Below are 22,635 nucleotides of genomic sequence, written 5' to 3'. Positions count from 1 at the left end.
GGTTAGTGTCTGTCTCTCCACTCGTTGATCAGTCGGTTGGCGATGGAGCCGGGCCGGGCGATCGGCAACCGGTCCAGGTCGTGGCGGTCCGCCCAGCGGATCTCGGCGAGTTCCCCGTCGGTGGCGGCCACGGCGTCGTAGTCGTCGGTGACGGCGGTGAACGCCATCATCAGCGACCCGGTGACCGGCCAGGGCTGGCTGCCCCAGTAGGCGAGGTCGCGGATTCTGCGGCCGGTTTCTTCCAGGACTTCCCGGGCGAAGGCCTCTTCGAGGTTCTCCCCGGAGTCTACGTAGCCGGCGACGAGGGAGAAATACCGGCGGCGCCGGTTGCGTCCCAGCAGGATCTTCTCCTCGCCCGCCAGAGTGACCAGGCCGATGACGGCCGGGTCGATGCGCGGGAAGAGTTTGTGGGTGGCGCCGCCGCGGGCGACGACGCCGTCCGCGTCGTAGGCCAGTTCCGCGCCGTCGGCGGGGTCGAAGCGCACCCGGTCGCGGTTGCGCAGCAGCGCCACCGCCTTGGCCACGACCCGGTCCCCGGCGAATAGGTGCCAGTCGACGACGTCGCCTCCCGCCTGCTCGGCCACGTACGCCAGCTCCCCGGCGCTGACCCGGACGGCGGTGAGGTCAACGTCGATGCGCACCGAGGTTCGCCCGGCGCCGGGGAGCCAATCAGCCGGAACGGCGGCGGGGCGCCCGTCCGGGGCGGCGATGACGTGGCCGTCGGCCGCGACGGGAAGGACCGTGGTCATGTGCGCTTGACCTCCGGCAGGTCGCCGGGTCCGCGGCCGATGTAGAGCAACCGGTCGCCCTGCTTCACGGTGCCCGCCTCCTCCGAATCGATGCGGTGCAGGCGCCCGGCGCGCACCACGCCGAGCACCAGGTCCGCCAGGTGCCGGGGCTTGGCCCCCACTTCGTCCTCCCGGACGGCGCGTTCCGCGATGGAGAAGCCTTCGTCGGGGCTGAGCAGATCTTCCATCATCTCCACGACGGTGGGGGTGACGGTGGCCAGGCCGAGCAGCCGGCCGGCGGTTTCCGAGGAGATCACCACCGAGTCCGCGCCGGATTGTTCGAGCAGGTGCTGGTTTTCGGATTCTCGCACGCTGGCGACGATCAGCGCGTCGGGCGCCAGCTCGCGGGCGGACAGGGTCACCAGCACCGCGGTGTCGTCGGTGTCGGGGGCCACCACGATGGAACGGGCGCGGCTGGCGCCGGCGATCTTGAGGACGTCGGCTTTGGTGCCGGAGCCGTGCACCGTGACCAGCCCCTGTTGCTCCGCTTTGTTCAGCGAGGTGGCGTTGTGGTCGATGACGACGATCTGGGAGGCGGGGACGTCGTCGGCCAGCAGCGCGGCCACCGCGGAGCGGCCTTTGGTGCCGTAGCCGATGATGATGGTGTGGTTGCGCACGGTTTTCCTCCATCGCTGGATCTGCAGGGTTTTACGGGAATTTTCGGTCAGGATGCTCAGGGTGGTGCCGACCAGCAGGATCAGGAACGCCAGCCGCGCGGGGGTGATCACGAGGGTGTTGACCAGCCGAGCCGTTTGCGTGACGGGGGCGATGTCGCCGTAGCCGGTGGTGGAGACCGACACCGTCGCGTAGTACAGCGCGTCGATGAAGGTCAGTTCCTCGGTGTAGCCGTCTTTGTCCACGTAGGCCAGCAGCGCCACGCCCAGCACGATCAGCAGCGCGTAGAAGAAGCGCCGCGTGATCAGCGTCCAGGGGCTGGTGGCGGCCGAGGTGGGGATGGTGATCACGCCGACGAGCGCGTGGTTGGGCAGTTCGCTCAATTCCACGTCGCTTGTGAAGCGTTCGCGGATGCGCTTGCGCATGCGGTCTCCTCGGGTCACGTGCGGCGGGGTGTCCGTCGCCTGGCGGAGCTTTGAGTTTAGTCGTGTTCGGCCTCGATCTCCGCCTCAGACGCGGTGGTGGAGGACTCGAGCAGTTCGCGCAGTTGTTCGCCGTCGGGCAGGCGCGTGGGGGCGAGGGTGAACCCGGTGGAGATGTAGTGGAAGGCGGCGTCGACGGTGGCGTCCGCGTCGTCGAGAAGCGCGCTCCAGGCTTCCCGGTAGACGGCGAGCTGGATTTCTGCGGTGCGCAGTGCCGCGCCCTGGGGCGGGCGGCCGGTTTTCCAGTCGACGATGATCCAGGTGCCGTCGGGGCGGCGGAAGACGGCGTCCATGCGCCCGCGCACGATGGCGTCGCCGATGCGCACCTCGAAGGGCTGCTCGACGTAGGTGGGGGTGCGGTCGGCCCATTCGCTGCCGAGGAACGCGTCCTTGAGTTCCTCCAGTTGTTGCGCGTCGACGGGTTCTTCGTCGAGGCCGGGCAGCTGTTCCTCGTCCAGCAGCGCCGTGGCCCCGAAGCGGTCTTCGAGCCACTGGTGGAAGGCGGTGCCGCGCTTGGCGTAGGTGTTCGGTTTGAAGGGGACGGGACGGCGTTGGCGGCGGGCGAATTGCACCGGGTCGGCTTTGAGGGAGACCAGGTCGGTGGCGGTGAGTTCACCGGGCAGCTCGACTTCGACCTCCGGGGCGGACAGGGCGCGGTGTTCCTCGATGAGCGCGTCGACTTCGCGTTCCCAGAAGTCGTGGGTCTCGCCCGAGCGCGCCGGCGGCAGCTCCCCCAGCGCCTGGTGGACCAGCTCGGCGCCGGCGGCGGTGTCCGCGTCGACGGTGAAGTCGGGGAACAGCGCGGTCGGTTGGTCGTCTTCCGGGGCGTCGGCGGCGTCTTCCGCCTCGTCGTCTTCCGGGTCGGCCTTTCCGTCGTCCCAGGCGACGACGGCGTCGGGTGCTTCGGCGGCCAGCAGGGCGAAGTGTTCGTAGGGCTCGTCGGTGGCGGTGACGATGAGCACCCGTTCGGTGCGGGTGATCGCCACGTAGAACAGGCGGGCGTTTTCCTCGGCGACGCTGCCGCGCTCGCGGAGGATGTAGGCGTCGGCGGCGGTTTCGAAGTCCCGGCGGGTCTCGACCGCTTCCTCCGCCCCTTCCAGGAGGTCCTCGTCGGGCAGGCGGTGGACGTTGGTGAGGAAGGTGTTGGCCCGCGCCCGGTAGGTTTTGTCGTCGGCGTGCAGCACGGCGACGACGTCCCACTCCAGTCCCTTGGCCTTGTGGGCGGTGAGGATCTGCACCCGGTCGGAGCGCACCGTCACTTCCCCGGGGCTGAGCCCGTCCTCGTGTTCGCGGGCCAGGGCGAAGTAGTCGAGCAGTCCGCCGAGGGTGTCGCCGTGGTAGGCGGCCACCGTGTCGGCGAGCTGATCCAGGTGCACCGTGCCCGTGGCCCCCGGACGGGCGAGCGCTTCGGTGCGCACCCCGAAGGTGTGCTCGATGTCGGCGAATAAGTCGCTGAGCGACTTGCCCAGGCTGTACTGGCGCACGTAGCGCAGGCCGGAGGACAGCCGCTCCAGACGTGCCAGGCCCTCGGCCGAGTAGCGGGAACGCTCGCCTAAGTCGGCGACGGCGTCGGCCAGGCCCACGACCTGGTCCGGCGGGTCGGCGGTGACTTCCGCCAATTGGGTTTTGAGCCGCTCGGTGGGGTCGTCGGGCAGTTCGACGCGCTCGACGCCGCCACCTAAGTTGCGGGCGCGGCGGTGCAGCGCCACCAGATCCGCCAGGCCGAGGCCGACCAGCGGGCTGGACAGGACCCGCAGGGCGGCGCGGTTGTCGCCGGGCCGGATGAGCATGGTCGCCAGGGCCACGAGATCCGCGACCTCCGGGACCTCCAGCAGCCCGCCCAGGCCGACGATCTCATGCGGGATCCCACGTTCCGCGAGCGCCTCCGCCATGGGCGCGGAGTGCTTGTTCTTGCGCACCAACACCGCCCCGCTGAACGCCTCGCCCGCTTCCTGGGCGGCGCGGAACTGTTCGGCCAGGCGGTCGGCGACGAACGCGATCTCCTCGTCCTGCTCCGCGAACAACCCGAGGGCGATCTCCCCGTCGCCGGCCCCGGCGCGCGGCTGGAGTTTCTCCACCGGCCGCTCTCCGTCGCCGAAGACTTCGTCGGAGACCGCGTTGGCCAGGGACAGGACCCCGCCCGGGTTGCGCCAGGAGGTGGTCAGCTGTTTCTTCGGCGCAGGTCCCTGGGTGACGGGGAAGTCGTTGACGAATTCCTCGAGGTTTTCCACCGTCGCCCCGCGCCACCCGTAGATGGCCTGCATGGGATCGCCGACGGCGGTGACGGTCAAGGACTCGTCGACGTCCCAGTCCGTTCCTTCGGGGCGGCCGAACAGGTGCGAGAGCAGGACGCGCTGGGCGTGCGAGGTGTCCTGGTATTCGTCGAGCATGACCACCCGGAAGCGGCTGCGCTGCGAGGCGCGCACCGCCGGTTGGTCGCGGGCGAGTTTCGCGGCGACGGACATCTGTTCGTTGAAGGTGACCACGCCGAGCCGGTTGAGTTCTTTTTTCAACGCGGTCACCAGCGGCAGGTACTCCACCCGTAGGCGTTGGGCGTCCACCCACTTCTGCACTTTCTGGCTCAGCGCGTCGCTTTGCCGCGGCGCCTTGGGCAGCGTCTCGATCAGGTCGGCGTGTCCGCGGGATTCTTCGGCGACCTGTTCGACGGTGAACAGTTCGTTGTCCATCTCCGTGACCAGTTGCAACAGGGTGTCGGTCACCGTGGACACGCCCTGTTCCGCGCTAAGCCGGCCGGGGTAGTCGACGACGACGCGGTGCGCGATGGAAAACAGCTCCGCCTGGGTGATCAGGCGGGCGTCGGGTTCGACGGGCACCAGCAGGCCGTATTCCCGGATCAGCTGGCCCGCGTAGGAGTCGTAGGTGGACACGCTCGGCGGGACGGTGGTCAGCGTCGTCGCCAACTCCCCCGACGGGTCCAGGTCGCGGATCTTCGGGCTGCCGGCCAGGGTGGCGAATTGGCTGCGGATGCGTTGGCCGAGTTGTTGGGCGGCCTTGCGGGTGAACGTCAGGCCCAGGACCTGGTCCGGGGAGACCAGGCCGTTGGCCACCATCCACACCACGCGCGAGGCCATGGTCTCGGTCTTGCCGGCGCCGGCGCCGGCGACGACCAGCAGCGGCCCGGTCTGCGCCTGGGTGATGTCCTCCTGCTGGGTCGTGGGCAGCCGGTCGGCGCCGTGCAGGACCTGGGACAGCAGCCGGGCGGAGATGTTCGGTGTCTGGGCGGGGTTAGCCACGGGTCAGGTCCTTTCCTTCGGGCTGCAGAGGGCAGATGGTGCGCACGGGGCAGGTGTCGCAATGCTGGTTGAGGCGAGCGGTCAATTGAGCGCCGCGCAGCTCGGCGGCCAACGGGCCCAGCCGGTCGGCGAAGGCGTCGTTGTCCTCGGGCGTGCGCGCGGCTTGCTCGCGCGTGGCCGCCCCCGCCTTATGGATGCTGGCCGGGTACACCAGCGCCGCGCCGCCGACCGACAGCGGCTCCTCCCCCGGTGCAGGGTCGGTGACCGCGCCGTCGCGCAGCACACCGCGCGACAAGGCCAGCTGGTAGGCCGCCAACTGGGGGTTGTCCTCCGCCTGCTGGGCGGTGACCACGCTCTTGCCGGTCTTTAAGTCGATGACGTAGACCGCGCCGTCGGAGTCCTGCTCCAGCCGGTCGATGCGCCCGCGGATGCCGACGTCCTCGGTGACGCGCACCCGCACGTCGACCTCGACGCCGACTTGTTCGAAGCGGTCGCGGCTGGAGATCAACCACTGGTGAGTGCGCTCCAGCAGCCGGGCGAAGGCGTCCTTTTCCATGCGTTCGCGCCACTCCGGCTCATCGAGGATCTCGGCGAAGGCGCCTTGGGTCAACAGCCGCGCGTACTCCGGGTCGACGCCGTTGCCCAACGCCTCCAGGTACGCGTGCGCCAGCGTGCCGCGGGTCAGGTGGATCGGGGTGTCGGCGTCTTCGTCGAATTTGCCCAACACTTCCCGCAGCGGACAGGTCATCAGGCCTTCGATGCGCGACGGGGAGAGCGTCTCCGCGCCGGGCAGCGGCTCGTCGGTGGAGACGGTGGTCGTCGTCCACCACTGCGAGGGGTGCGCGCCGGGCACGCCTTCCTCGGCGAGGCGGGCGAGCTGGCGGGCCGCCTGTCGGCGGGTGTCCTCCCGCACCTGCGGGTCTGTCACGGCGCGGCGGAGTTCGGCGATCAGCGAGGCGGGCGACAGGATGCGCACCCGCGGGGCCTCGGCGCCTTCCCCGGCGCTGGTGACGTGGGCGCCGCTTTCGACCTCGAGTCCGTGGGCGGTCGCGAATTCGCTCACGAAGCGCGACGCCTCGAGCGGTTCGCCCGCGTCCATGTCCTCGACGGCGGTGACCAGCAGCAAGCGGGTGGCGCGGGTGACGGCGACGTGGAAGAGGCGTCGTTCCTCCGCCAGGCGGTCGGCGGCGTGCGAGACGGGCACGTCGGGGTCGATGCCTTCGTCCAGCAGGTCCAGCAGGTCTTCCTGCTCGAACAGGGAGCCGGTCTCCCCGAGGCTCGGCCAGGTGTCTTCCTGTACGCCGGCGACGACGACGGTGGCAAATTGCGTGCCGACGGCGCCGTGGGCGGTCAGCAGACTCACCGCGTCCGGGGCCGCCGAGCGTCGGTCACGCACGCCCGTGGGCAGTTCCTGCTCCTCGATGTGCAGCACGAAGGAGTCGACGGAGGCGCTCGGGCGGCGTTCCGCGAAGTCGCCTGCGGCGTCGAACAGCGCCATCATCGCGTCCAGGTCGCGGTCGGCCTGGGAGCCGGTGGCGCCGCCGCGCAGCGCCGCGGCCATGAGCCGGTCGGACAGCCCGGTCGCGGCCCAGACCTCCCACAGGACCTCTTCCACCGTGGCACGGGCCTGCAGGGCGGCGCGGCCGGCGTCCAGCACGGTGCGCAGCCGCTGCAGGATCTGCGTCTCGCGTTCTGTGAGCGCGTCCCCGAAGTCGGGCAGCTCGGCGTCCGGCGCCAGCAGTTCGCCTAAGGTTTCGATGCCGCGGGTCGCCGGGTCGTGGCGGCGGAGCCCGCGCAGCAGGCGGCGCAAGGTGACCGGGTCGGCGCCGCCGACGGGTCCTAAGACCAGCTGTTCCAGCTCCGTGTTGCTGAGGCGCTCGGTCAGGGCGCGCACGCCCTGCAGGAGAGCCGCGACGATGTGTTGCTCCGCCAGCACCACGTCCGTCGGGTTCAGGTGCACCGGCACTCCGGCGGCGAGCAGCGCGCGGCGCACCGGGCCCAGTTGGCCGGTGGAACGCACAATGACCGCGATGTCGCGCCAGTCATCCCCGTCCTCCAGGTGGGCGCGGCGCACGGCGTCGGCCACCAGGTCGCGGTGGGTGGTGCTGTCGTCCACGACGGCGACGCGGCGGGCCGGGGCGCGGCGGCTGGCGCCTAAGTCCACGTCGTGTCCGGGCGCCGGGCGCAGCGACTGGAAGAACTTCGGGCTGGCGCCGCGGAAGCGGAAGACGGACTGCGCCGGGTCGCCGGCGATCACGGCCAGCCCGTCAGAGCCGGCCGGCAGAATCCGACGGATCAGTTCCCCGGACTCCGGGTCCAGGTGTTGGGCGTCGTCGACGATGACGGTGTGCCAGCGCGGCGTGACGTCGGTTGTCAGCACGGTGGCCACCAACTCGGAGGCTGAATAGCTGTGGGTGCCGGCCAGCGCGGTGGTCTGTTCGTATTCGCGCATGAACGCCCCTGCCGCCGACCACATGGGGCGGTTGTGCTGCGCTCCCAGCCGTTCCAGGTCCTCCGGCGCCAGCCCGCGTTCTGCGGCGCGCAGCAGCAGGTCGCGCAGCTGGCGGGCAAAGCCCACGAAGGTCAGCGCGGGGCGCACTTCTTCGGGCCAGCCGCCGCGCCGGTCGGCGGCCTGGCCGGCGAGCAGTTCGCGGATGACGTTGTCCTGCTCGGCGCCGGTGATCAGGCGGATGTTTTCTTCCCGCGCCTCCCGCAGCAGCGCAAACGCCAGGGAGTGCACGGAGCGCACCAGCGGGGCGTTGGCGGCGTAACCGTCGCCGTCAGAGACCAGGCCGTCGACGATCTCGCCGCGCAGGCGGCTGCCCGCCTCCTTCGAGGCGGCGATGACCAGGATGCCGTCCGGGTCCGCGCCCGAGCGGATCTTCTGCAGGACGGTGTCCACCAGGAAACTGGTCGTCCCCGCCCCGGCGTCACCGGTGATCCGCCACCGGCCGTGGGTCGGCAGATCGTCCGGCCAGGTCCGCTCGGCCGTGTGTCGGGTGCGCGGAACCAGGCGGACGCCGGGATTCGGCGGGAGCAGCGGGGCAGTCGGTTCAGAACTGGAGTGGGCCATTCCTAGATTGTCGCAGACGCCCGCGACAACAGCAGCTCCTCCACCTCCGCCACGCTCGAACGGGTGATCGACGTCGCGGCCGGGTGCAGCTCCGTGACATGGCGACGGTACATCGCAGCCCGCACCGCCAATTCCAGCAGCTGCGGCACATGCGCGAACCGGTCGAAGACGCCGACGTCCACGGCGGAGTAGACCAGCCCGTCGACAAGCACCAGCGCCGCGGAATACCCCCGCGGGCGCTGCTCCGCGAAAGGCACCAGATCCGTGATCGTCGGCACCGCCGCACCCTCGTACACGGTGCCGGCCAACAGGTCCGCATGCCCGGTCTGCGGCCGCAGCCCGTCCACGGGGCCGAACCGCTCGTCGGCCTCCGCCCACGCCGCCCGCTCCGCCCGCGCAAACACGTCGTCGCGGTCGTCGCTGACCGGCGGGACGGCCTCGTCTGCCAGCGCCTCCTCGAGCCGCAGCGCCGTCACCGCGGTCTCGTCCACCCGGCGCGACAGCACCCCCGGCGCCCACACGGTGGCCTTCCAACCCGCCACGAGGAAGCGGCCGTCGCTGGAGCGCACCGGCCGGGCCACCCGGGCCCCGTCGACGTGGAGCCGCTCGCGCACGGTCGCGGACCAGTGGGCGTGGTCGCCGGCGCGGGCGTAGACCAGTTGCCCGACTTTGATGCCGTTGTCCCAGGCGGGGCCGAGCCGTTGCGTTTCCACGACCTCTTCGTCGGAGCCGGTGCCGAACGCCGTCCTGACGTGTGCGGGGACCTCATTGCTCATCGAGCCTCCTCTGCCCCGCCGACGAGCGCGTCCACCGGCGGTGCGGCCGGCCCGCCCGCGGCGCCCGGCAGGTCGCCGAGTTCCGGGTAGGGCCAGGCGTTGTACCGGCAGGTCGCATCGTCGTCCGGGTAAATCTCTTCCGGGTTGAAGTCGTTGAGCTGACTGTTGTTCAGGCTCAACGTCTGCTGCATCATGATCGGGGCCAACGCCCCTTCTCCGCCACAGGCCACGTGGCGCTGGTAGCCGAGGGCGTGACCGACCTCGTGGTTGATCAGGTATTGGCGGTAGGAACCGAGGTCGCCCTCGAAGGTGTCGGCCCCGCGCGTCCAGCGGGAGTCGTTGAGCATCACCAGGTTTTCGCCGGTGACGGTGGTGCGGCAACTGGTTTCCATCTCCAGGTCGTTGCCGCAGAATTCGTGCGTGGTGTCCACGCTGGCCAGCCGGATCCGCAGGTTGGGGTCCGCGCCGGGGGCGACGTGCTCGAAGCGGAAGCGGGGATCGTGGATCCAGCCGCGCGGATCCGCCAGGGTGGCGTCAACCAGCGAGGCGAAGGCGTCGTCGCCGCCGTAGCTGGCGGTGTCGACGCCGTTTTCCACCTCCAACACATAGCGGATCACGACTTCCTCGCCGGCGCCGACCGCCAGGCCGGGCGCGCCGACGGTGCGGAAGCTGCCCTCCCCCGCCTGTGTGAAGGCGCCGCCGGGCGGCAACTCGGTGGGGGCGACCGCCACGCCCCCCGAACGGGACGGGTCCGGCCCCGGGCCGAACGGAGGTTCCTCCACCTCGCGGGCGGGCGCGTCCACCGCCGTGTCGGTGGCGGCGTCCCCGGCCTCGACGTCGTCCGCCGGGGACATGAGCACGTCGATCAACACCCAGACGGTGATCACCGCGAGCACCGGGATGGCGTAGGCCCGCCAGCCGTGCTCGCGGGTGAAGACGGCGACGGCGGATTCAGGCACCGACGCCTCGTTCTTCCTCTCCCCTCGCTGGGGCCCGCGATTACCCGGAACTGTGCTCGACATAGTTCCTCAGGTTACCCGGCGCCGCGCCGCACGCCGGGAGGCCGTGGGCGAGTGCCCGGACGCTTAGGCGCCCATGAAGCCGACCGGGTGCGCGGCGTCGGAGCCGACCTCCACGTAAGCGACCTCTTCGGCGTTGATCAAGTAGGTGCGCCCCTTGGCGTCGTCCAGTTCCAGGATGCCCTCGTCGGCCTTCAGCGCGTCCTTGATGCGGGTGACCGCGTCCCCGCGGGCCGCCTCCTCCAGTTTGATGATGAGCTCGCGCGGGCTTTCCGTGAAACCGATCTTGATGTCCATGTGTCTGAAATCCTTTTCTCGTGGGTATATGGAAGGTATGTGCCCCATCATAGGGATGTGGGGATAGGATGAAGAACGTGTCAGCTCCTCGTTCTCTACCGGCGAACACTGTGCCGGCGCAGCCCACCCCGTCCCCGACTTTCGCAGAACTCGGCGTCGCCGTGGAAATCTGCGAGGCGCTCGCCGAGATCGGCATCGTCCACACCTTCGCCATCCAGGAGCTCACCCTGCCGCTCGCCCTCGACGGCAAAGACCTCATCGGCCAGGCGCGCACCGGCATGGGCAAAACCTACGGCTACGGCGTACCGCTGCTGGACCGGGTCTTCGACTCCGCCGACGTGGCAGAGCTCGACGGCACCCCGCGCGGATTGGTCATCGCGCCCACCCGCGAGTTGGCGGTGCAGGTCGGCGACGACCTCGCGGCCGCGGCGACGCGGCTGCCGATCCGGGTGACCACCATTTACGGCGGACGCCCCTACGAGGAACAGATCGCGGCGCTGGAAGCAGGCGTCGACGTGGTCGTCGGCACCCCGGGTCGCCTGCTGGACCTGCACCGACAGGGTCACCTGCAGCTCGACCGGGTCGCCGTGCTCGTCCTCGACGAGGCCGACGAAATGCTGGACCTGGGCTTTTTACCGGACATCGAAGCCCTCGTCGAAGCCCTCACCCATGAGCACCAGACCCTGCTGTTCTCCGCGACGATGCCGGGGCCGATCCTCACGCTGGCCCGATCGTTCATGGACCGCCCGATCCACATCCGCGCCGAGGACCCGGGCGAATCCGCGACGCACGACAGCACCGAACAAGTCGTCTTCCAGTCCCACCGGATGGACAAGGCCGCGGTCGTGTCCAAAATCCTGCAGGCCCGCGGCCGGGGGCGCACCATCGTGTTCACCCGCACCAAACGCAGCGCCGCAGAACTCGCGGACGACCTCGCGGAACTGGGCTTTTCCGTCGGCGCCGTGCACGGCGACATGGGCCAACCCGCCCGCGAAAAATCCCTGTCCGCCTTCCGGGAGGGCACCGTGGAGATCCTCGTGGCCACGGACGTGGCCGCCCGCGGCATCGACGTCGACGACGTCACCCACGTGATCAACTACCAGACGCCCGACGACCCGATGACCTACGTCCACCGCATCGGACGCACCGGCCGCGCCGGGCACCAGGGCATCGCCGTGACCCTCGTCGGCTACGACGAGCTGCTCAAGTGGAAGGTCATCAACGACGAACTCGGGCTAGATGTGCCGGAGCCGCCGCAGTGGTTCTCCTCGTCCCCCGAACTGCATCAGGCACTCGACATCCCCGAGTCTGCGGGCAAGCGCGTCGGCCGCGCGCGGAAGGCGGTCGGCGGCGCCCGGAGCCGCCGCCGATGAGCGACGCCGCACGAGGCCCGCTGCGGCGCACCCGGGCGGATGTGATCGGGGTCGGCGCAGTCACCGCCGTCGCCGCACTCGCCTTGGGCGGGGCGTGGTTCACCGCGCCCATCCGCGACGTGGAGCACTCCCCCGCCGCCGAGGCCCAGCCCGCGGTCGAGGCCCCCACCCAGGTCCCGGACACGCTCTCACCGGTCTTCGAGCTCGCCGACGCCCCCGTCCCCGGCCACCCCGGCCCGGTGGTCGCCGACGGGGCACTGATCACCAACGACGGGCACACCGTCACTGCGCGGACGCCGGACGGCGAGGAGATCTGGTCCTACGGCCGCCCGGAGGAACTCTGTTCGCTCGGCGCCGCCTGGGATGACGTCGTCGTGGTCTACCGCACCGGCGTGGGCTGCGGCGACGCCGTCTCCCTCGACGCGACCACCGGCGAGTACGACGGCACCCGCAGCGCAATCGCCTCGGAGTCACCCCTGGCCGTCAGTTCCAACGACCGGGTCGGCGTCGTCGGCGCGGACCGGGTGGAGCTGTGGCGCTCCGACATGGTGCGCACCGTGGAATACGGGGAGGTGGAAGCGAAACAGGAGCCGGACCTGCAGCCGAACGAGGACTGCACGATCACCTCCGCGCTGACGCGCACGGACGCCCTCGCGGTCACGGAAGTGTGCCCGGACGACCCGTCCGTGAGCTGGCTGCGTTTCCAGGAGACGACGCCGGAGGACGCCCGCGCCCCGGAGATCACCCACGAACAGCGTCTTGCGGACCCGGGGGCCCGGCTGGTGGCCGTGGGCCAAGACGGGGCCGCGGTATATCTTCCCGACGCGGAAAACGGGTCCGCCCGCCTGCTCAGCGTGGCCGGGGGCGGCTCCGAGCACGGCAGCCGTGCTGTGGCCCAGGCGCCGACGCTCACCGATCCGCCGACGCCGTTCATGCCCGCCACCGCCGACCTGCCGCACCACATGAGCTGGTTCGACGGGCAGCGGCTCTACCTGCTGACGCCGGAGACGTTGCTCATCGACCACGTCTTCGAGGACGCCGTGGGCACCGGCGTGGCGGTCGCGGACCTGCTGCTCTACCCCACGGCGGAGGGGATCGCCGTCGCGGACGGGTCCACCGGGGCCGTGCAGCGGGTCATCCCCGTGGACCGCGGCGAGTACGCCGGCCCGGTCTTCCTGGGGCTGGCGGGCGACACGATCGTGGAAAAACGCGACGACACGGTCACCGGGTTACGTTAAGCACCCGGAGCTGTGCGACGCTGCCCGTAACTGGTGGCGAACCATTCCACCGACGAGCGGTGGAACATGCCGACCAGCACCAGCACCACGGAAATCGCGGTGATGACGCCGGCGAGGATCGCGCCGCCGCTGAACATGTAGAAGGCGACGAACACGAGCAGGAACTCGAGCAGGACGATCGGTCCGCGCCCCCAGTGGCGACCGCGCAACAGGCTGAGGCCGCCGACCAGGGTGGTGCCGAAGACGAAGAAGATGAACACGGCGGTGCCGGTGCCGATCCAGTCGGCGGCCGGGGCGCTCGACTCCAGGGAGGGGGAGTCCTCGCCGAGGGTTTGGAGGTCCCGGTAAATCAGCCAGAAAGCGGCGGCGAAGGCCACCAGCGACTGCAGGACGGTGGTGAAGGCGCCGATGCGGAGGATGGTGGGGGCGGGCACTCGGGCGGTAGATGAACTTGCAGATGCGTCAGACACAGGAGATGAGTCTATCGTGCCCCGGTCCCCGCAAAATCCGCCCATAGTGATTTGACCCACGAACATTCTTCACACTCACGCCCGTAGAACCATGTTTACGGTGGTAAACGCGGTTAAATGTCCCCCACAAAACACCCTTCGGGGGCTATGGAGACCTCGTTTGAATTCTCGATATTTTGTGAATCCCGCCACATTTTCGCGCTTACCTATAGCCAACCCCCGATTAACATGTCATTATTCACGGGTAGCAAAAACAAAGCGCCGACAAACTCGGCGCCAACCCTGAGACACCGCGGGGTAAACATAGCGTGAACTGAGGATGGGGCCGACGGCGCCCGCCACCGGAGCACCGGAGAGCGGGCATCCCCGATCTGCTTGTCCCACCCGTTTCGCATGTTCTTATCTTTTGCGCGGAAGATCCTCGGATCCTCCGTTCACCGGTGCGCACTTTGCCCGTACACGATCGAGACACATTCACGTCCAGAAATTAAAGGAGAACATCAATCATGGATTGGCGCAACGAAGCAGTCTGCCGCGACGAAGACCCGGAGCTGTTCTTCCCCGTCGGTAACTCCGGCCCGGCCCTGAGCCAGATCGCCAAGGCGAAGCTCGTCTGCAACCGCTGCCCCGTCACCTCCACCTGCCTGAAGTGGGCGCTGGAGACCGGCCAGGACGCCGGCGTCTGGGGCGGCATGAGCGAGGAAGAGCGCCGCGCCCTCAAGCGCGCGAACAAGCGCGGCCGCGGCCGCGCCCGCATCACCGCTTAAAGACACCGCCTAGGGCAACGGCGTCGCACCTGAAAGCGGCGATGATTTCCACGCCCACGAGCCCGCCCGCTAGGGTTGAAACGACAACCCTATCCCTCTATCCGCAAGGAGATCCACATGAGCAAGCGTGGCCGTAAGCGCAAGGACCGTCGTAAGAAGAGCGCAAACCGCGGAAAGCGTCCCTGCGCTTAACTCAACCGCCTTCACAAAGACTTCACCGCCTCCCAACGTCTGTTGGGAGGCGGTGAAGTCTTTTCCGTGGCCACGCCCGCACGCGCGCACCCAGGGGGCGTCAACCCCGGGCGGTGAAACGGATCTGCGCGGTGATGCGCTGGTACAAAGCCTGCGGGGCCGGGTCCTCGCAGCGGCACCGCTGCAACAGCTCCCGGATCAGCGCCTCCGACTGCATCCGGCCGCTGCAGGAGGGACATTCCGCGAATTCCTGCCGGATCTGTTCCGCCCGCTCCGGCGTCAGCTGCCCGTCGTCGAACAGCGCGCACAGCGCCTCATGGACGTGCCGACCGTCGCAGCCGCACCGCTCCTGCGGTTTCCCGGCCTCTCCTGCAGCGTTCATCTGACCGCTCACCCTTTCCGCGCTCTACTTCTTGTTCTTCTTCGTTGCCCCAGCCGACCCGTCGTCAGCCATGTCTGGATGATCCAGGCCGATGCCTTGTTCCCGGGCCACTTCCTTCAACAACCCGCGCAGCTGTTTTCTTCCCCGGTGCAGCCTGCTCATCACCGTGCCCAGCGGAGTTCCCATGGCTTCGGCGATTTCCCTGTAGGCCAGCCCCTCCACGTCGGCGAGATACACCACCAGGCGGTAGTCCTCCGACAACTGGTTGAGCGCGTCGACGATGTCGCTGTCGGGGAGGTTTTCCAAGGCGAGGACCTCCGCGGACTCCAGCCCCGTCGAATCGTGCGACGAGGTGGTGTAGAGCTGGTAGTCCGTGATCTCCTCCGTCAGCTGCTGCGCCGGTTGGCGCTGTTTCTTGCGGTAGGAGTTGATGTAGGTGTTCGTCATGATCCGGTACAGCCAGGCCTTGAGGTTCGTCCCCTGCTTAAAGGAGTGGAAGGCCTTGTACGCCTTGAGGTACGTCTCTTGGACGAGGTCCTCCGCGTCCGGTGGGTTGCGCGTCATCCGCAGCGCACCGCCGTACAGCTGGTTCAGCAACGGCAACGCCTCGTCTTCGAAGCGTTCCGCCAGCTCCTGGGATGCAGCGGAATCAGTGTCAGCCATGACGCCTTTCTGGTGGAGATCAGTCTGTTTCATTGTAGGTCACCGCGTTCCGGGGCCCGGTCAGAAGAGGCCGTCGGCGGCGGCGTCGAGCAACCCGGGGTGATCGTTGCGCACGTTGCCCACCGCCGTGTCCGCCGGCCGCCACCGCAGCTCCTGCAGCAACCGCTCCGGGGCGGGGTACAGCAGCTCCCCCGCCTGTTCCGGGGTGCCGGTGAGCCACTGCTCGACCTCGTCGTGGCCCAAAAATCGCGGCAACCGGTGATGCAGCCACGCGATGGGGCCCGCCGAATCCGTGGTCACCATCGTCGTCGACAACTGATTCAACCCCGTGTCCCACAGGCCCGCCGCCCAGAGCATCCGCCCCTGACCCAGGCTGACGTAATAGGGCGTCTTCTTTTTCTGCCCCTGCTCCTGATGCCACTCGTAGTAGCCGTCCACGGGGATCAGGCAGCGACGCTGGGCGAACGCCGCCCGGAAGCTGGGCTTCTGCGCCACGGTCTCGCCACGGGCGTTGAACAGCGGCGGCCCGGAATCGTCGCGCTTCCACCCGGGCAACAATCCCCACCGGGCCGGGTCCAACCGGGCCTGCGCCATGGACTCCGCCACCCGGATCACCGGGACCATCTGCGTCGGCGCCAGGTTGTAACGGGAGCCGGGGGTGCCGTCGGGGGCGTGCACCTCGCGCACCCCGGGCAGCCGCCCGACCTCCTCCAATAAATCCTCGCCGGTGGTGAACAATACGAATCGTCCGCACATAGCACCTATTATGGACCTCATGACCGATCTGTGGCCCGCTCCCTCCGTCTCCCGCCCCGTCGACTTCGATCACCGCATCCCGGGTTCGAAGTCGATCACCAACCGCGCCTACATTCTGGCCGCGCTCGCCGACGGCCCCTCGCGGCTGGAGGGCGCCCTGCGCTCCCGCGACACGGACCTGATGGCCAAGGCGCTCGAGTCCCTGGGCACGGGCGTGACCTTTATCGACGACACCACCGTCGAGATCGAGCCGAACACCTTGCGCGGCGGGCGGGTCGAGTGCGGCCTGGCCGGCACCGTCATGCGCTTTGTCCCCGCGGTCGCGGCGCTGGCCGACGGAGAAGCGGTCTTCGACGGCGACCCGCAGGCACGGGTGCGCCCCATGTCCACGATCCTGGACGCCCTGCGCAGCCTGGGCGCGGAGATCGAAGGCGAGCGCCTCCCGTTCACCGTGCGCGGCGACGGTGAGATCGCCGGCGGCGTCGTCGACGTCGACGCCTCCGGGTCATCCCAGTTCGTCTCCGGTCTGCTGCTGGCCGGCGCCCGCTTCCGCGACGGCTTGACTGTGCGCCACGCCGGCGACAAGGTGCCCAGCACCCCGCACATCGACATGACCGTCGCCATGCTCCGCGAGGCCGGGGTGACGGTCGCCGCCGGGGAGAAAAGCTGGACCGTGGCGCCCGGTCCGATCGCGGGACGCACCTGGCGCATCGAGCCGGACCTGTCCAACGCCACCCCTTTCCTCGCCGCCGCGGCCGTCACTGGCGGCCGAGTACGCATCGCCGACTGGCCGGCGGAGACCACCCAGCCGGGCGACGCCATCCGCGCGATCCTGCAGCGGATGGGCTGCACCGTCGAGCTGCTGCCCACCGATGAGGGCCACGACCTGCAGGTGACCGGCCCGGCCGGCGGCACGCTGCGTGGAATTGAGCTGGACATGTCGGACGTCGGCGAACTGACCCCCACCGTCGCCGCGTTGGCGGCGCTGGCGGACTCCGAATCCCGGCTGACGGGCGTCGCCCACCTGCGCGGGCATGAAACCGACCGGTTGGCGGCGCTCACCGCCGAAATCAACGGCCTCGGCGGCGACTGCACCGAACTCGACGACGGCCTGCTCATCCGCCCCGCCACCCTGCACGGCGGCGTCTGGCGCTCCTACGCCGACCACCGCATGGCCACCGCCGGCGCCATCGTCGGCCTACGCGCCGAGGGCGTCAAGGTCGAGGACGTGGGCACCACCGCCAAGACGCTGCCCGGATTCGAGGACATGTGGAAAGAGATGATTGATGGTTAGGCGACAGTACGACGAGTCCGACGTCCGGGTCCGGCCCGGCCGGGGTTCGCGCCCGCGGACGAAAACCCGGCCCCGCCACGACGACGCCGAATTCGGCATGGTCGTGACCAAAGACCGCGGCCGCTGGGGCGTGGTCTTGGACGGGCGCGAGGACGCGGTGGTGTGCATGCGTGCCCGGGAGCTGGGCCGCACCGCCATCGAGGTCGGCGACCGGGTGGGCGTCGTCGGCGACACCTCCGGCACGGAAGGCACGCTGGCGCGGATCGTGAAGCTCGCCGAGCGCACCAGCGTCCTGCGCCGCACGGCCGACGACACCGACCCCTATGAACGCATCGTGGTGGCCAACGCCGACCAGTTGCTCATCGTCTCCGCCGTGGCCGATCCCCCGCCGCGTTCCGGTTTCGTCGAACGCGCCCTGATCGCCGCCTTCGTCGGCGGCATCCACCCCATCCTGTGTCTGACCAAGTCGGATCTGACTGACCCCGCCCCCTTCGCCGAGGAATTCGCGGCCCTGGGCATCACCGTGGTGATCGCCGGCGTCGACGATCCCGTAGACGAGGTCCGCGACCTGATCGCCGGCAAGGTCACCGCCCTGATCGGGCATTCTGGGGTGGGCAAGTCCACCCTGGTCAACCGGCTGGTCCCCGACGCCAACCGGGAGACCGGCATCGTCTCCGGGGTGGGCAAGGGCCGCCACACCTCTACCCAGTCGGTGGCGCTGCGGCTGCCCGGCGAGGACGGCGGCTGGATCGTCGACACCCCGGGCATCCGCTCCTTCGGGCTGGCACATGTCGACGCCGACACCGTCGTGGGCGTGTTCGACGACCTCGCCGAGGCCGCCGAGGACTGCCCCCGCGGTTGTTCCCACGCCGGTCCCCCGGCGGACCCGGAGTGCGCCTGGGACCAGCTCGACCCGGACTCCGCCACCGGCCGCCGGGCCGCCGCGGTGCGTAAGCTGCTGGCCGCGTTGCGCAGCAACAACGAGTGGGAGATGTGACCGGCCGCCAGACATGACGAAGACGCGGATTCTGCAGGTGCAGAATCCGCGTCTTTTTCGCCGCCGGCGACGACCTACAGCAGGTCGATCAGAAAAGGCAGCTCGTCCGGGTGGTAGAAGGCCAGGTAATGGTCTTGAGCGTCACCGACGATCAGCTCCGCGTCCTCGTCACCGAGGTCGGAGGCGTCGATCGCCTCGATCGCCTTCGCCGTGGCCTCCTCCGACTCTTCGACGTCGACGTGCACGGCCGCGACCCGGCGCAGCTCAATCTGCGCCGGGTCCAGCTTGACCACGGATTCGCCCATGTCCGGGGTGAGCGTCGCGGCGGAGTCCTCGACGTCCGCGGAGATCACCACGCGGCGGTGCGGGAAACGTTCCTGGTCACCGACGGCGAGCAGCCGGATCGACGCCTCGGCGGCGTCGTCGAAGGCGATGGCCTCCAACTCCTCTTCCTCGCCAGAGGTGTAGAACTCGCGCAGGGACGGCGTCACGGCGAACGCCCACCCCCTGCGGGCGGTGACCACGGACTGCCCGTTCAGGTCCATGAGCATGCTGAAGGTGGCCGGGAGGTAGACGCGCAAGCTAGAACTCCCCCTCGAGATCGAAGACGCTGGCGATCTCCACGGAGGTGCGGTCGAAGACGGTGTGCAGCATGGCGACCATGCCCGCATCGACGCCCGTGCGGATGTTGTTGATGTTGTCGTCGATGAGCACGCACTCGTTCAACGGCAGCTCCATCGCCGCGGCCACGTCCTCGAAGGCCGCGGCCTCGGTGCGCTCGGGGCCGACGTCCTCGCTCATGATGACGGCGTCGACGATGCCACGATACTCCCACTCGCGGGCGGATTCGCCGCCTTCCTCACCGGACAGGACGGCGGTGGACACTCCCGTGGCCTTGACGGCGGCGAAGATGCTCCGCCAGCGCGCCTGGTCCTCCTCGGGGACGTCCAGCACCCCTGCGTAATCGACGATCAGTCCTCGCATAACCCTGCCTCTTCCCTGTTGCTTCTGTGTCGCAGACTACGCGGGGACGTTCACCCCGCGACTGCGCTTCAAACGTGACACAATACTACCTACCCGATACGCGTCTGCCCCTTTAAGAGAGCATCATCCACAAGGAGCAGCCATGTTGTCACCCGTACCAGGCCTGACGTACCTCAAGATTCTCACGCCCGCCTCTCCGCCGCCTCCCCGGCGGCAAGAACTTCCCGACGACGCCCGCGCCGAAGTGGCCCCACTGGTCACCGTGGCGCTGCAGGCGGCTTTCGGTATGCGGCCGGTCGAGCGGTTGCCGCGGCGGACTTTCTCGGACGCGGTGCGCTCCCGCATCAACGCCCGTCTGCGCTCCTCCCCGGCGCGCGGGCCGGTCGCGCTGCGTTCGTTGCGGGCGGTGGGCGGCGAGGTGTTCGGCACCTGCGAGGCGCAGGGGCGGGTCTTCGGTTTCACCGCCGTGGTGGAGGACGGGCGGGTGGAGTCCTTCCGCGTGTTCTAGGCCTGCACGTCGGCGCCGCCGGTTTCCGTGGGCTTGGTGTCCTGCGCGGCGAACTGTTTGCGCAGGGAGAACAGCTGGCGGATGGTTTCTTCCCGGACGCTGTCGTTCATGGCGTTGAACATGTCGCCGCCCTCCTTCTGGTATTCCACCAGCGGGTCGCGCTGCGCCATGGCGCGCAGGCCGATGCCTTCCTTGAGGTAGTCCATCTCGTAGAGGTGCTCGCGCCACTTCGTGTCGATGACCGGGAGGATGATCTGGCGTTCGACGTTGCGCATCTGCTTGTCGCCGCCGACTGCGGAGACCGCGGATTCGAGCTCGTCGTAGGCCCGGTGGGCGTCGGTGAGCAGGGCGTCCTTGAGCTGGGCTGCGCTGAGCTCGCCCGGGGCGCCGTAGTCGGAGCCGTCGACGAGCTCCTTCCAGCTGATCGTCGGCCCGTAGAGGGTGTCCAGGGCGTTCCACAGCTTATCCAGGTCCCAGTCCTCGACGTAGCCCTCGAAGGTGGCGCCGTCGACGTAGGCGGAGATCGTCTGGTCGATCATGGCGCGGATGTTGTGCTTGATGTCCGCCGACTTGAGGATTTCCAGGCGTTCGCCGTAGACGACCTTGCGCTGTTCGTTGAGCACCTCGTCGTACTTGAGCACGTTCTTGCGCATCTCGAAGTTCTGGTTCTCCACCTGCGCCTGCGCGCCCTTGATGGAGTTGGAGACCATCTTCGACTCGATCGGGACGTCGTCGGGGATGTCGAGGCGGTTCATCATGTTTTCCATGGACTGGCCGACGAAGCGCACCATGAGGTCGTCGCGCATGGACAGGTAGAAGCGGGTCTCGCCCGGGTCGCCCTGGCGACCGGAGCGGCCGCGGAGCTGGTTGTCGATGCGGCGGGATTCGTGGCGCTCGGTGCCCAGGACGTACAGGCCGCCGGCTTCGCGGACCTGGTCGCCGAGTCGCTGGGAACGCTCCTTGGCCTTGGGCAGCTGCTCGTCCCATGCCTCCTGGTAGCGTTCCTCGTCCTCGAAGGGGTCCAGTCCCTGCTCCTTGAGGCGGTGGTCCAGGAGGACTTCGGGGTTGCCGCCGAGCACGATGTCCGTGCCTCGGCCGGCCATGTTGGTGGCCACGGTGACGGCGCCCGGCAGGCCGGCGGAAGCGATGACGCGGCCCTCCTCCTCGTGCTGCTTGGCGTTGAGCACCTTGTGGTCGACGCCGCGGCGCTTCAGCAGCTGGGCGAGGTACTCGGAGCGCTCCACGGAGGTGGTGCCCACCAGCACCGGCTGGCCGTTGGCGACGTGCTCGGCGATGTCGTCGACCACGGCGGCGAACTTGGCCTCCTGCGTCTTGTAGATCACGTCCGAGTGGTCTTCGCGCTGGTTTGGCCGGTTCGTCGGGATCTGCACGACGTCGAGGCCGTAGATGGAGTTCAGCTCGGCCGCCTCGGTTTCGGCGGTGCCGGTCATGCCGGCGAGTTTGTCGTAGAGGCGGAAGTAGTTCTGCAGCGTGACATTCGCCAGCGTCTGGTTCTCGTTTTTGATCTCCACGCCCTCCTTCGCCTCGATCGCCTGGTGCATGCCCTCGTTGTAGCGGCGGCCGGCCAGGATGCGGCCGGTGAAGCCGTCGACGATCTGCACCTCGCCGCTGCGGACGATGTAGTCCTTGTCGCGAGTGAACAGCTCCTTGGCCTTGATGGCGTTGTTGAGGTAGCTGACCAGCTGGGAGTTTTCCGGGGCGTAGAGGTTGTCGATGCCGAGCTGGTCCTCGACGAAGGCGACGCCGGTCTCGGACACGCCGACGGTGCGCTTGCGGTGGTCCACCTCGTAGTGGATGTCTTCCTTCAGGCGCGGGGCCAGCTGGGCGAAGACGTTGTAGAATTGGGAGGATCCGTCCACCGGGCCGGAGATGATCAGCGGGGTGCGGGCCTCGTCGATGAGGATGGAGTCGACCTCGTCCACGATGGCGAAGTGGTGGCCGCGCTGCACGATGTCGTTTAACGAGCGGGTCATGTTGTCGCGCAGGTAGTCGAAGCCGAATTCGTTGTTGGTGCCGTAGGTGATGTCCGCGGCGTAGGCCTTCTTGCGTTCGGCGGGGCGCAGTTCGGAGAGGATGACGCCGACCTCCAGGCCCAGGAAGCGGTGCACGCGACCCATCATTTCGGCGTCGCGCTTGGCCAGGTAGTCGTTGACCGTGACGATGTGCACGCTCTTGCCGCCCAGGGCGTTGAGGTAGGCCGGCAGCACGGACGTCAGGGTCTTGCCTTCACCGGTCTTCATCTCGGCGACGTTGCCGAAGTGCAGGGCGGCGCCGCCCATGAGCTGCACCTTATAGTGTTTCTGCCCCAACACGCGCCAGGACGCTTCGCGGCCGACGGCGAAGGCCTCCAGGAAGATGTCGTTGAGCTCTTCCCCACCCGCCAGCCGGTCGCGGAACTCACCGGTCTTCGCCTTGAGTTCTTCGTCGCTCAGTGCGGCGTAGTCCTCCTCGAGAGCGATGACCTGGTCAGCGTATTTATCCAGGCGCTTGACGGTGCGGCCTTCGCCGACGCGGAGAAGCTTGGAGAGTCCGAACACGTGCGATCGTCCTTTGGCATGTCGGTGAATGGATGGTCGTCTGGCTATTGTACGCCCCCGCCCCATTTTTCCGGGGTCTGACCCGGGTCTACGCGGTGGCGCCGGCGGGGCGTCTGACTACGATCGAATCATGTCCATATCCCACCTTC

General features: G+C 68.9%; 21 protein-coding genes. 7 read left to right on the top strand and 14 right to left on the bottom strand.

Features of this window, described 5'->3' with window-relative positions; genetic code table 11:
- Positions 1-2 precede the first annotated feature (2 nt).
- From B841_RS03645 to B841_RS03615, 7 genes are all read right to left on the bottom strand, one after another.
- Positions 3-749: an NAD(+) diphosphatase gene (locus B841_RS03645; RefSeq protein WP_020934136.1), complete on the bottom strand. Its 747-nt coding sequence runs from the start codon at positions 747-749 to the stop codon at positions 3-5.
- Positions 746-1,828: a potassium channel family protein gene (locus B841_RS03640; protein ID WP_020934135.1), complete on the bottom strand. Its 1,083-nt coding sequence runs from the start codon at positions 1,826-1,828 to the stop codon at positions 746-748. The genes B841_RS03645 and B841_RS03640 overlap by 4 nt, the downstream gene beginning before the upstream one ends.
- A gap of 56 nt (positions 1,829-1,884) precedes the next feature.
- A complete protein-coding gene (locus tag B841_RS03635; RefSeq protein WP_020934134.1) occupies positions 1,885-5,139 on the bottom strand; it encodes an ATP-dependent helicase in 3,255 nt (1,084 codons plus the stop codon).
- Positions 5,132-8,212 carry an ATP-dependent DNA helicase gene (locus tag B841_RS03630; RefSeq protein WP_020934133.1) on the bottom strand — a complete coding sequence of 1,027 codons (3,081 nt, stop codon included), beginning with the start codon at positions 8,210-8,212 and terminating at the stop codon, positions 5,132-5,134. The genes B841_RS03635 and B841_RS03630 overlap by 8 nt, the downstream gene beginning before the upstream one ends.
- A gap of 2 nt (positions 8,213-8,214) precedes the next feature.
- The gene (locus B841_RS03625; RefSeq protein ID WP_020934132.1) at positions 8,215-8,988 is read right to left on the bottom strand and encodes a hypothetical protein; all 774 of its coding nucleotides are present in this window, start codon (positions 8,986-8,988) and stop codon (positions 8,215-8,217) included.
- Positions 8,985-9,947: a DUF3152 domain-containing protein gene (locus B841_RS03620; RefSeq protein WP_020934131.1), complete on the bottom strand. Its 963-nt coding sequence runs from the start codon at positions 9,945-9,947 to the stop codon at positions 8,985-8,987. The genes B841_RS03625 and B841_RS03620 overlap by 4 nt, the downstream gene beginning before the upstream one ends.
- A gap of 126 nt (positions 9,948-10,073) precedes the next feature.
- Positions 10,074-10,304, bottom strand: coding sequence for a DUF3107 domain-containing protein (locus tag B841_RS03615; RefSeq protein WP_020934130.1), 231 nt, complete (start codon positions 10,302-10,304; stop codon positions 10,074-10,076).
- 68 nt (positions 10,305-10,372) lie between these two features.
- Here B841_RS03615 and B841_RS03610 point away from each other — a divergent pair, with 68 nt between their 5' ends.
- A complete protein-coding gene (locus B841_RS03610; protein WP_052337723.1) occupies positions 10,373-11,677 on the top strand; it encodes a DEAD/DEAH box helicase in 1,305 nt (434 codons plus the stop codon).
- Complete coding sequence (locus tag B841_RS03605; protein WP_020934128.1) at positions 11,674-12,915, top strand: Rv3212 family protein; 1,242 nt, start codon at positions 11,674-11,676, stop codon at positions 12,913-12,915. Before B841_RS03610 ends, B841_RS03605 begins: the two co-directional genes overlap by 4 nt.
- Here the strand turns inward: B841_RS03605 and B841_RS03600 are convergent.
- A complete protein-coding gene (locus B841_RS03600) occupies positions 12,912-13,385 on the bottom strand; it encodes a hypothetical protein (RefSeq protein WP_156844690.1) in 474 nt (157 codons plus the stop codon). The genes B841_RS03605 and B841_RS03600 overlap by 4 nt on opposite strands.
- Before the next feature lie 506 nt (positions 13,386-13,891).
- On the opposite strand from B841_RS03600, the gene B841_RS03595 reads away from it, so the two are divergent.
- Entirely contained in the window at positions 13,892-14,152 is a 261-nt protein-coding gene (locus B841_RS03595) for a WhiB family transcriptional regulator (RefSeq protein ID WP_020934126.1), read from the top strand.
- Positions 14,153-14,269: 117 nt separating this feature from the next.
- Entirely contained in the window at positions 14,270-14,344 is a 75-nt protein-coding gene (locus B841_RS14215; RefSeq protein WP_394284425.1) for a 50S ribosomal protein bL37, read from the top strand.
- Positions 14,345-14,444: 100 nt separating this feature from the next.
- Here the strand turns inward: B841_RS14215 and B841_RS03590 are convergent, their stop codons facing one another.
- Genes B841_RS03590 through B841_RS03580 form a run of 3 tightly spaced genes read right to left on the bottom strand, consistent with a single transcriptional unit; the run spans position 14,445 to position 16,145 of the window.
- Entirely contained in the window at positions 14,445-14,726 is a 282-nt protein-coding gene (locus B841_RS03590) for an anti-sigma factor, TIGR02949 family protein (RefSeq protein ID WP_020934125.1), read from the bottom strand.
- Between the two features lie 24 nt (positions 14,727-14,750).
- Positions 14,751-15,389, bottom strand: a complete 639-nt coding sequence (locus B841_RS03585) for a sigma-70 family RNA polymerase sigma factor (RefSeq protein ID WP_020934124.1) — start codon at positions 15,387-15,389, stop codon at positions 14,751-14,753.
- Positions 15,390-15,449: 60 nt separating this feature from the next.
- Positions 15,450-16,145, bottom strand: coding sequence for an SOS response-associated peptidase (locus B841_RS03580; protein WP_041631730.1), 696 nt, complete (start codon positions 16,143-16,145; stop codon positions 15,450-15,452).
- 10 nt (positions 16,146-16,155) lie between these two features.
- Between B841_RS03580 and aroA the strand changes: the two genes are divergently transcribed.
- The gene (gene aroA, locus B841_RS03575; RefSeq protein WP_020934122.1) at positions 16,156-17,439 is read left to right on the top strand and encodes a 3-phosphoshikimate 1-carboxyvinyltransferase; all 1,284 of its coding nucleotides are present in this window, start codon (positions 16,156-16,158) and stop codon (positions 17,437-17,439) included.
- The gene (gene rsgA / locus B841_RS03570) at positions 17,432-18,436 is read left to right on the top strand and encodes a ribosome small subunit-dependent GTPase A (RefSeq protein WP_020934121.1); all 1,005 of its coding nucleotides are present in this window, start codon (positions 17,432-17,434) and stop codon (positions 18,434-18,436) included. Before aroA ends, rsgA begins: the two co-directional genes overlap by 8 nt.
- 74 nt (positions 18,437-18,510) lie before the next feature.
- Here the strand turns inward: rsgA and B841_RS03565 are convergent, their stop codons facing one another.
- Both B841_RS03565 and B841_RS03560 read right to left on the bottom strand, forming a co-directional pair.
- Positions 18,511-19,017: a DUF6912 family protein gene (locus B841_RS03565; protein WP_020934120.1), complete on the bottom strand. Its 507-nt coding sequence runs from the start codon at positions 19,015-19,017 to the stop codon at positions 18,511-18,513.
- A 1-nt stretch (position 19,018) separates the two neighbouring features.
- On the bottom strand, positions 19,019-19,420 hold the full coding sequence (locus B841_RS03560) for a hypothetical protein (RefSeq protein ID WP_020934119.1): 402 nt from the start codon (positions 19,418-19,420) through the stop codon (positions 19,019-19,021).
- Positions 19,421-19,562: 142 nt separating this feature from the next.
- Here B841_RS03560 and B841_RS03555 point away from each other — a divergent pair, with 142 nt between their 5' ends.
- Entirely contained in the window at positions 19,563-19,928 is a 366-nt protein-coding gene (locus B841_RS03555) for a hypothetical protein (protein ID WP_020934118.1), read from the top strand.
- Here B841_RS03555 and secA read toward each other — a convergent pair.
- The gene (gene secA / locus B841_RS03550; protein ID WP_020934117.1) at positions 19,925-22,486 is read right to left on the bottom strand and encodes a preprotein translocase subunit SecA; all 2,562 of its coding nucleotides are present in this window, start codon (positions 22,484-22,486) and stop codon (positions 19,925-19,927) included. The genes B841_RS03555 and secA overlap by 4 nt on opposite strands.
- Positions 22,487-22,635 lie beyond the last annotated feature (149 nt).

This window comes from Corynebacterium maris DSM 45190, from assembly GCF_000442645.1.
Classification (GTDB): domain Bacteria; phylum Actinomycetota; class Actinomycetes; order Mycobacteriales; family Mycobacteriaceae; genus Corynebacterium; species Corynebacterium maris.
This window is presented reverse-complemented; position numbering and strand designations above follow the sequence as displayed.

Bases quoted from the DNA above. Each gene is read 5' to 3' on its own strand.
- rsgA (WP_020934121.1), top strand. From the start codon at position 17,432: ATGGTTAGGCGACAGTACGACGAGTCCGACGTCCGGGTCCGGCCCGGC.
- B841_RS03640 (WP_020934135.1), bottom strand. From the start codon at position 1,828: ATGCGCAAGCGCATCCGCGAACGCTTCACAAGCGACGTGGAATTGAGC.
- B841_RS03645 (WP_020934136.1), bottom strand. From the start codon at position 749: ATGACCACGGTCCTTCCCGTCGCGGCCGACGGCCACGTCATCGCCGCC.
- B841_RS03630 (WP_020934133.1), bottom strand. From the start codon at position 8,212: ATGGCCCACTCCAGTTCTGAACCGACTGCCCCGCTGCTCCCGCCGAAT.
- aroA (WP_020934122.1), top strand. From the start codon at position 16,156: ATGGACCTCATGACCGATCTGTGGCCCGCTCCCTCCGTCTCCCGCCCC.
- B841_RS03580 (WP_041631730.1), bottom strand. From the start codon at position 16,145: ATGTGCGGACGATTCGTATTGTTCACCACCGGCGAGGATTTATTGGAG.
- B841_RS03595 (WP_020934126.1), top strand. From the start codon at position 13,892: ATGGATTGGCGCAACGAAGCAGTCTGCCGCGACGAAGACCCGGAGCTG.
- B841_RS03560 (WP_020934119.1), bottom strand. From the start codon at position 19,420: ATGCGAGGACTGATCGTCGATTACGCAGGGGTGCTGGACGTCCCCGAG.
- B841_RS03615 (WP_020934130.1), bottom strand. From the start codon at position 10,304: ATGGACATCAAGATCGGTTTCACGGAAAGCCCGCGCGAGCTCATCATC.
- B841_RS03555 (WP_020934118.1), top strand. From the start codon at position 19,563: ATGTTGTCACCCGTACCAGGCCTGACGTACCTCAAGATTCTCACGCCC.
- B841_RS03610 (WP_052337723.1), top strand. From the start codon at position 10,373: ATGAAGAACGTGTCAGCTCCTCGTTCTCTACCGGCGAACACTGTGCCG.
- B841_RS03605 (WP_020934128.1), top strand. From the start codon at position 11,674: ATGAGCGACGCCGCACGAGGCCCGCTGCGGCGCACCCGGGCGGATGTG.
- B841_RS03590 (WP_020934125.1), bottom strand. From the start codon at position 14,726: ATGAACGCTGCAGGAGAGGCCGGGAAACCGCAGGAGCGGTGCGGCTGC.
- B841_RS03625 (WP_020934132.1), bottom strand. From the start codon at position 8,988: ATGAGCAATGAGGTCCCCGCACACGTCAGGACGGCGTTCGGCACCGGC.
- B841_RS03585 (WP_020934124.1), bottom strand. From the start codon at position 15,389: ATGGCTGACACTGATTCCGCTGCATCCCAGGAGCTGGCGGAACGCTTC.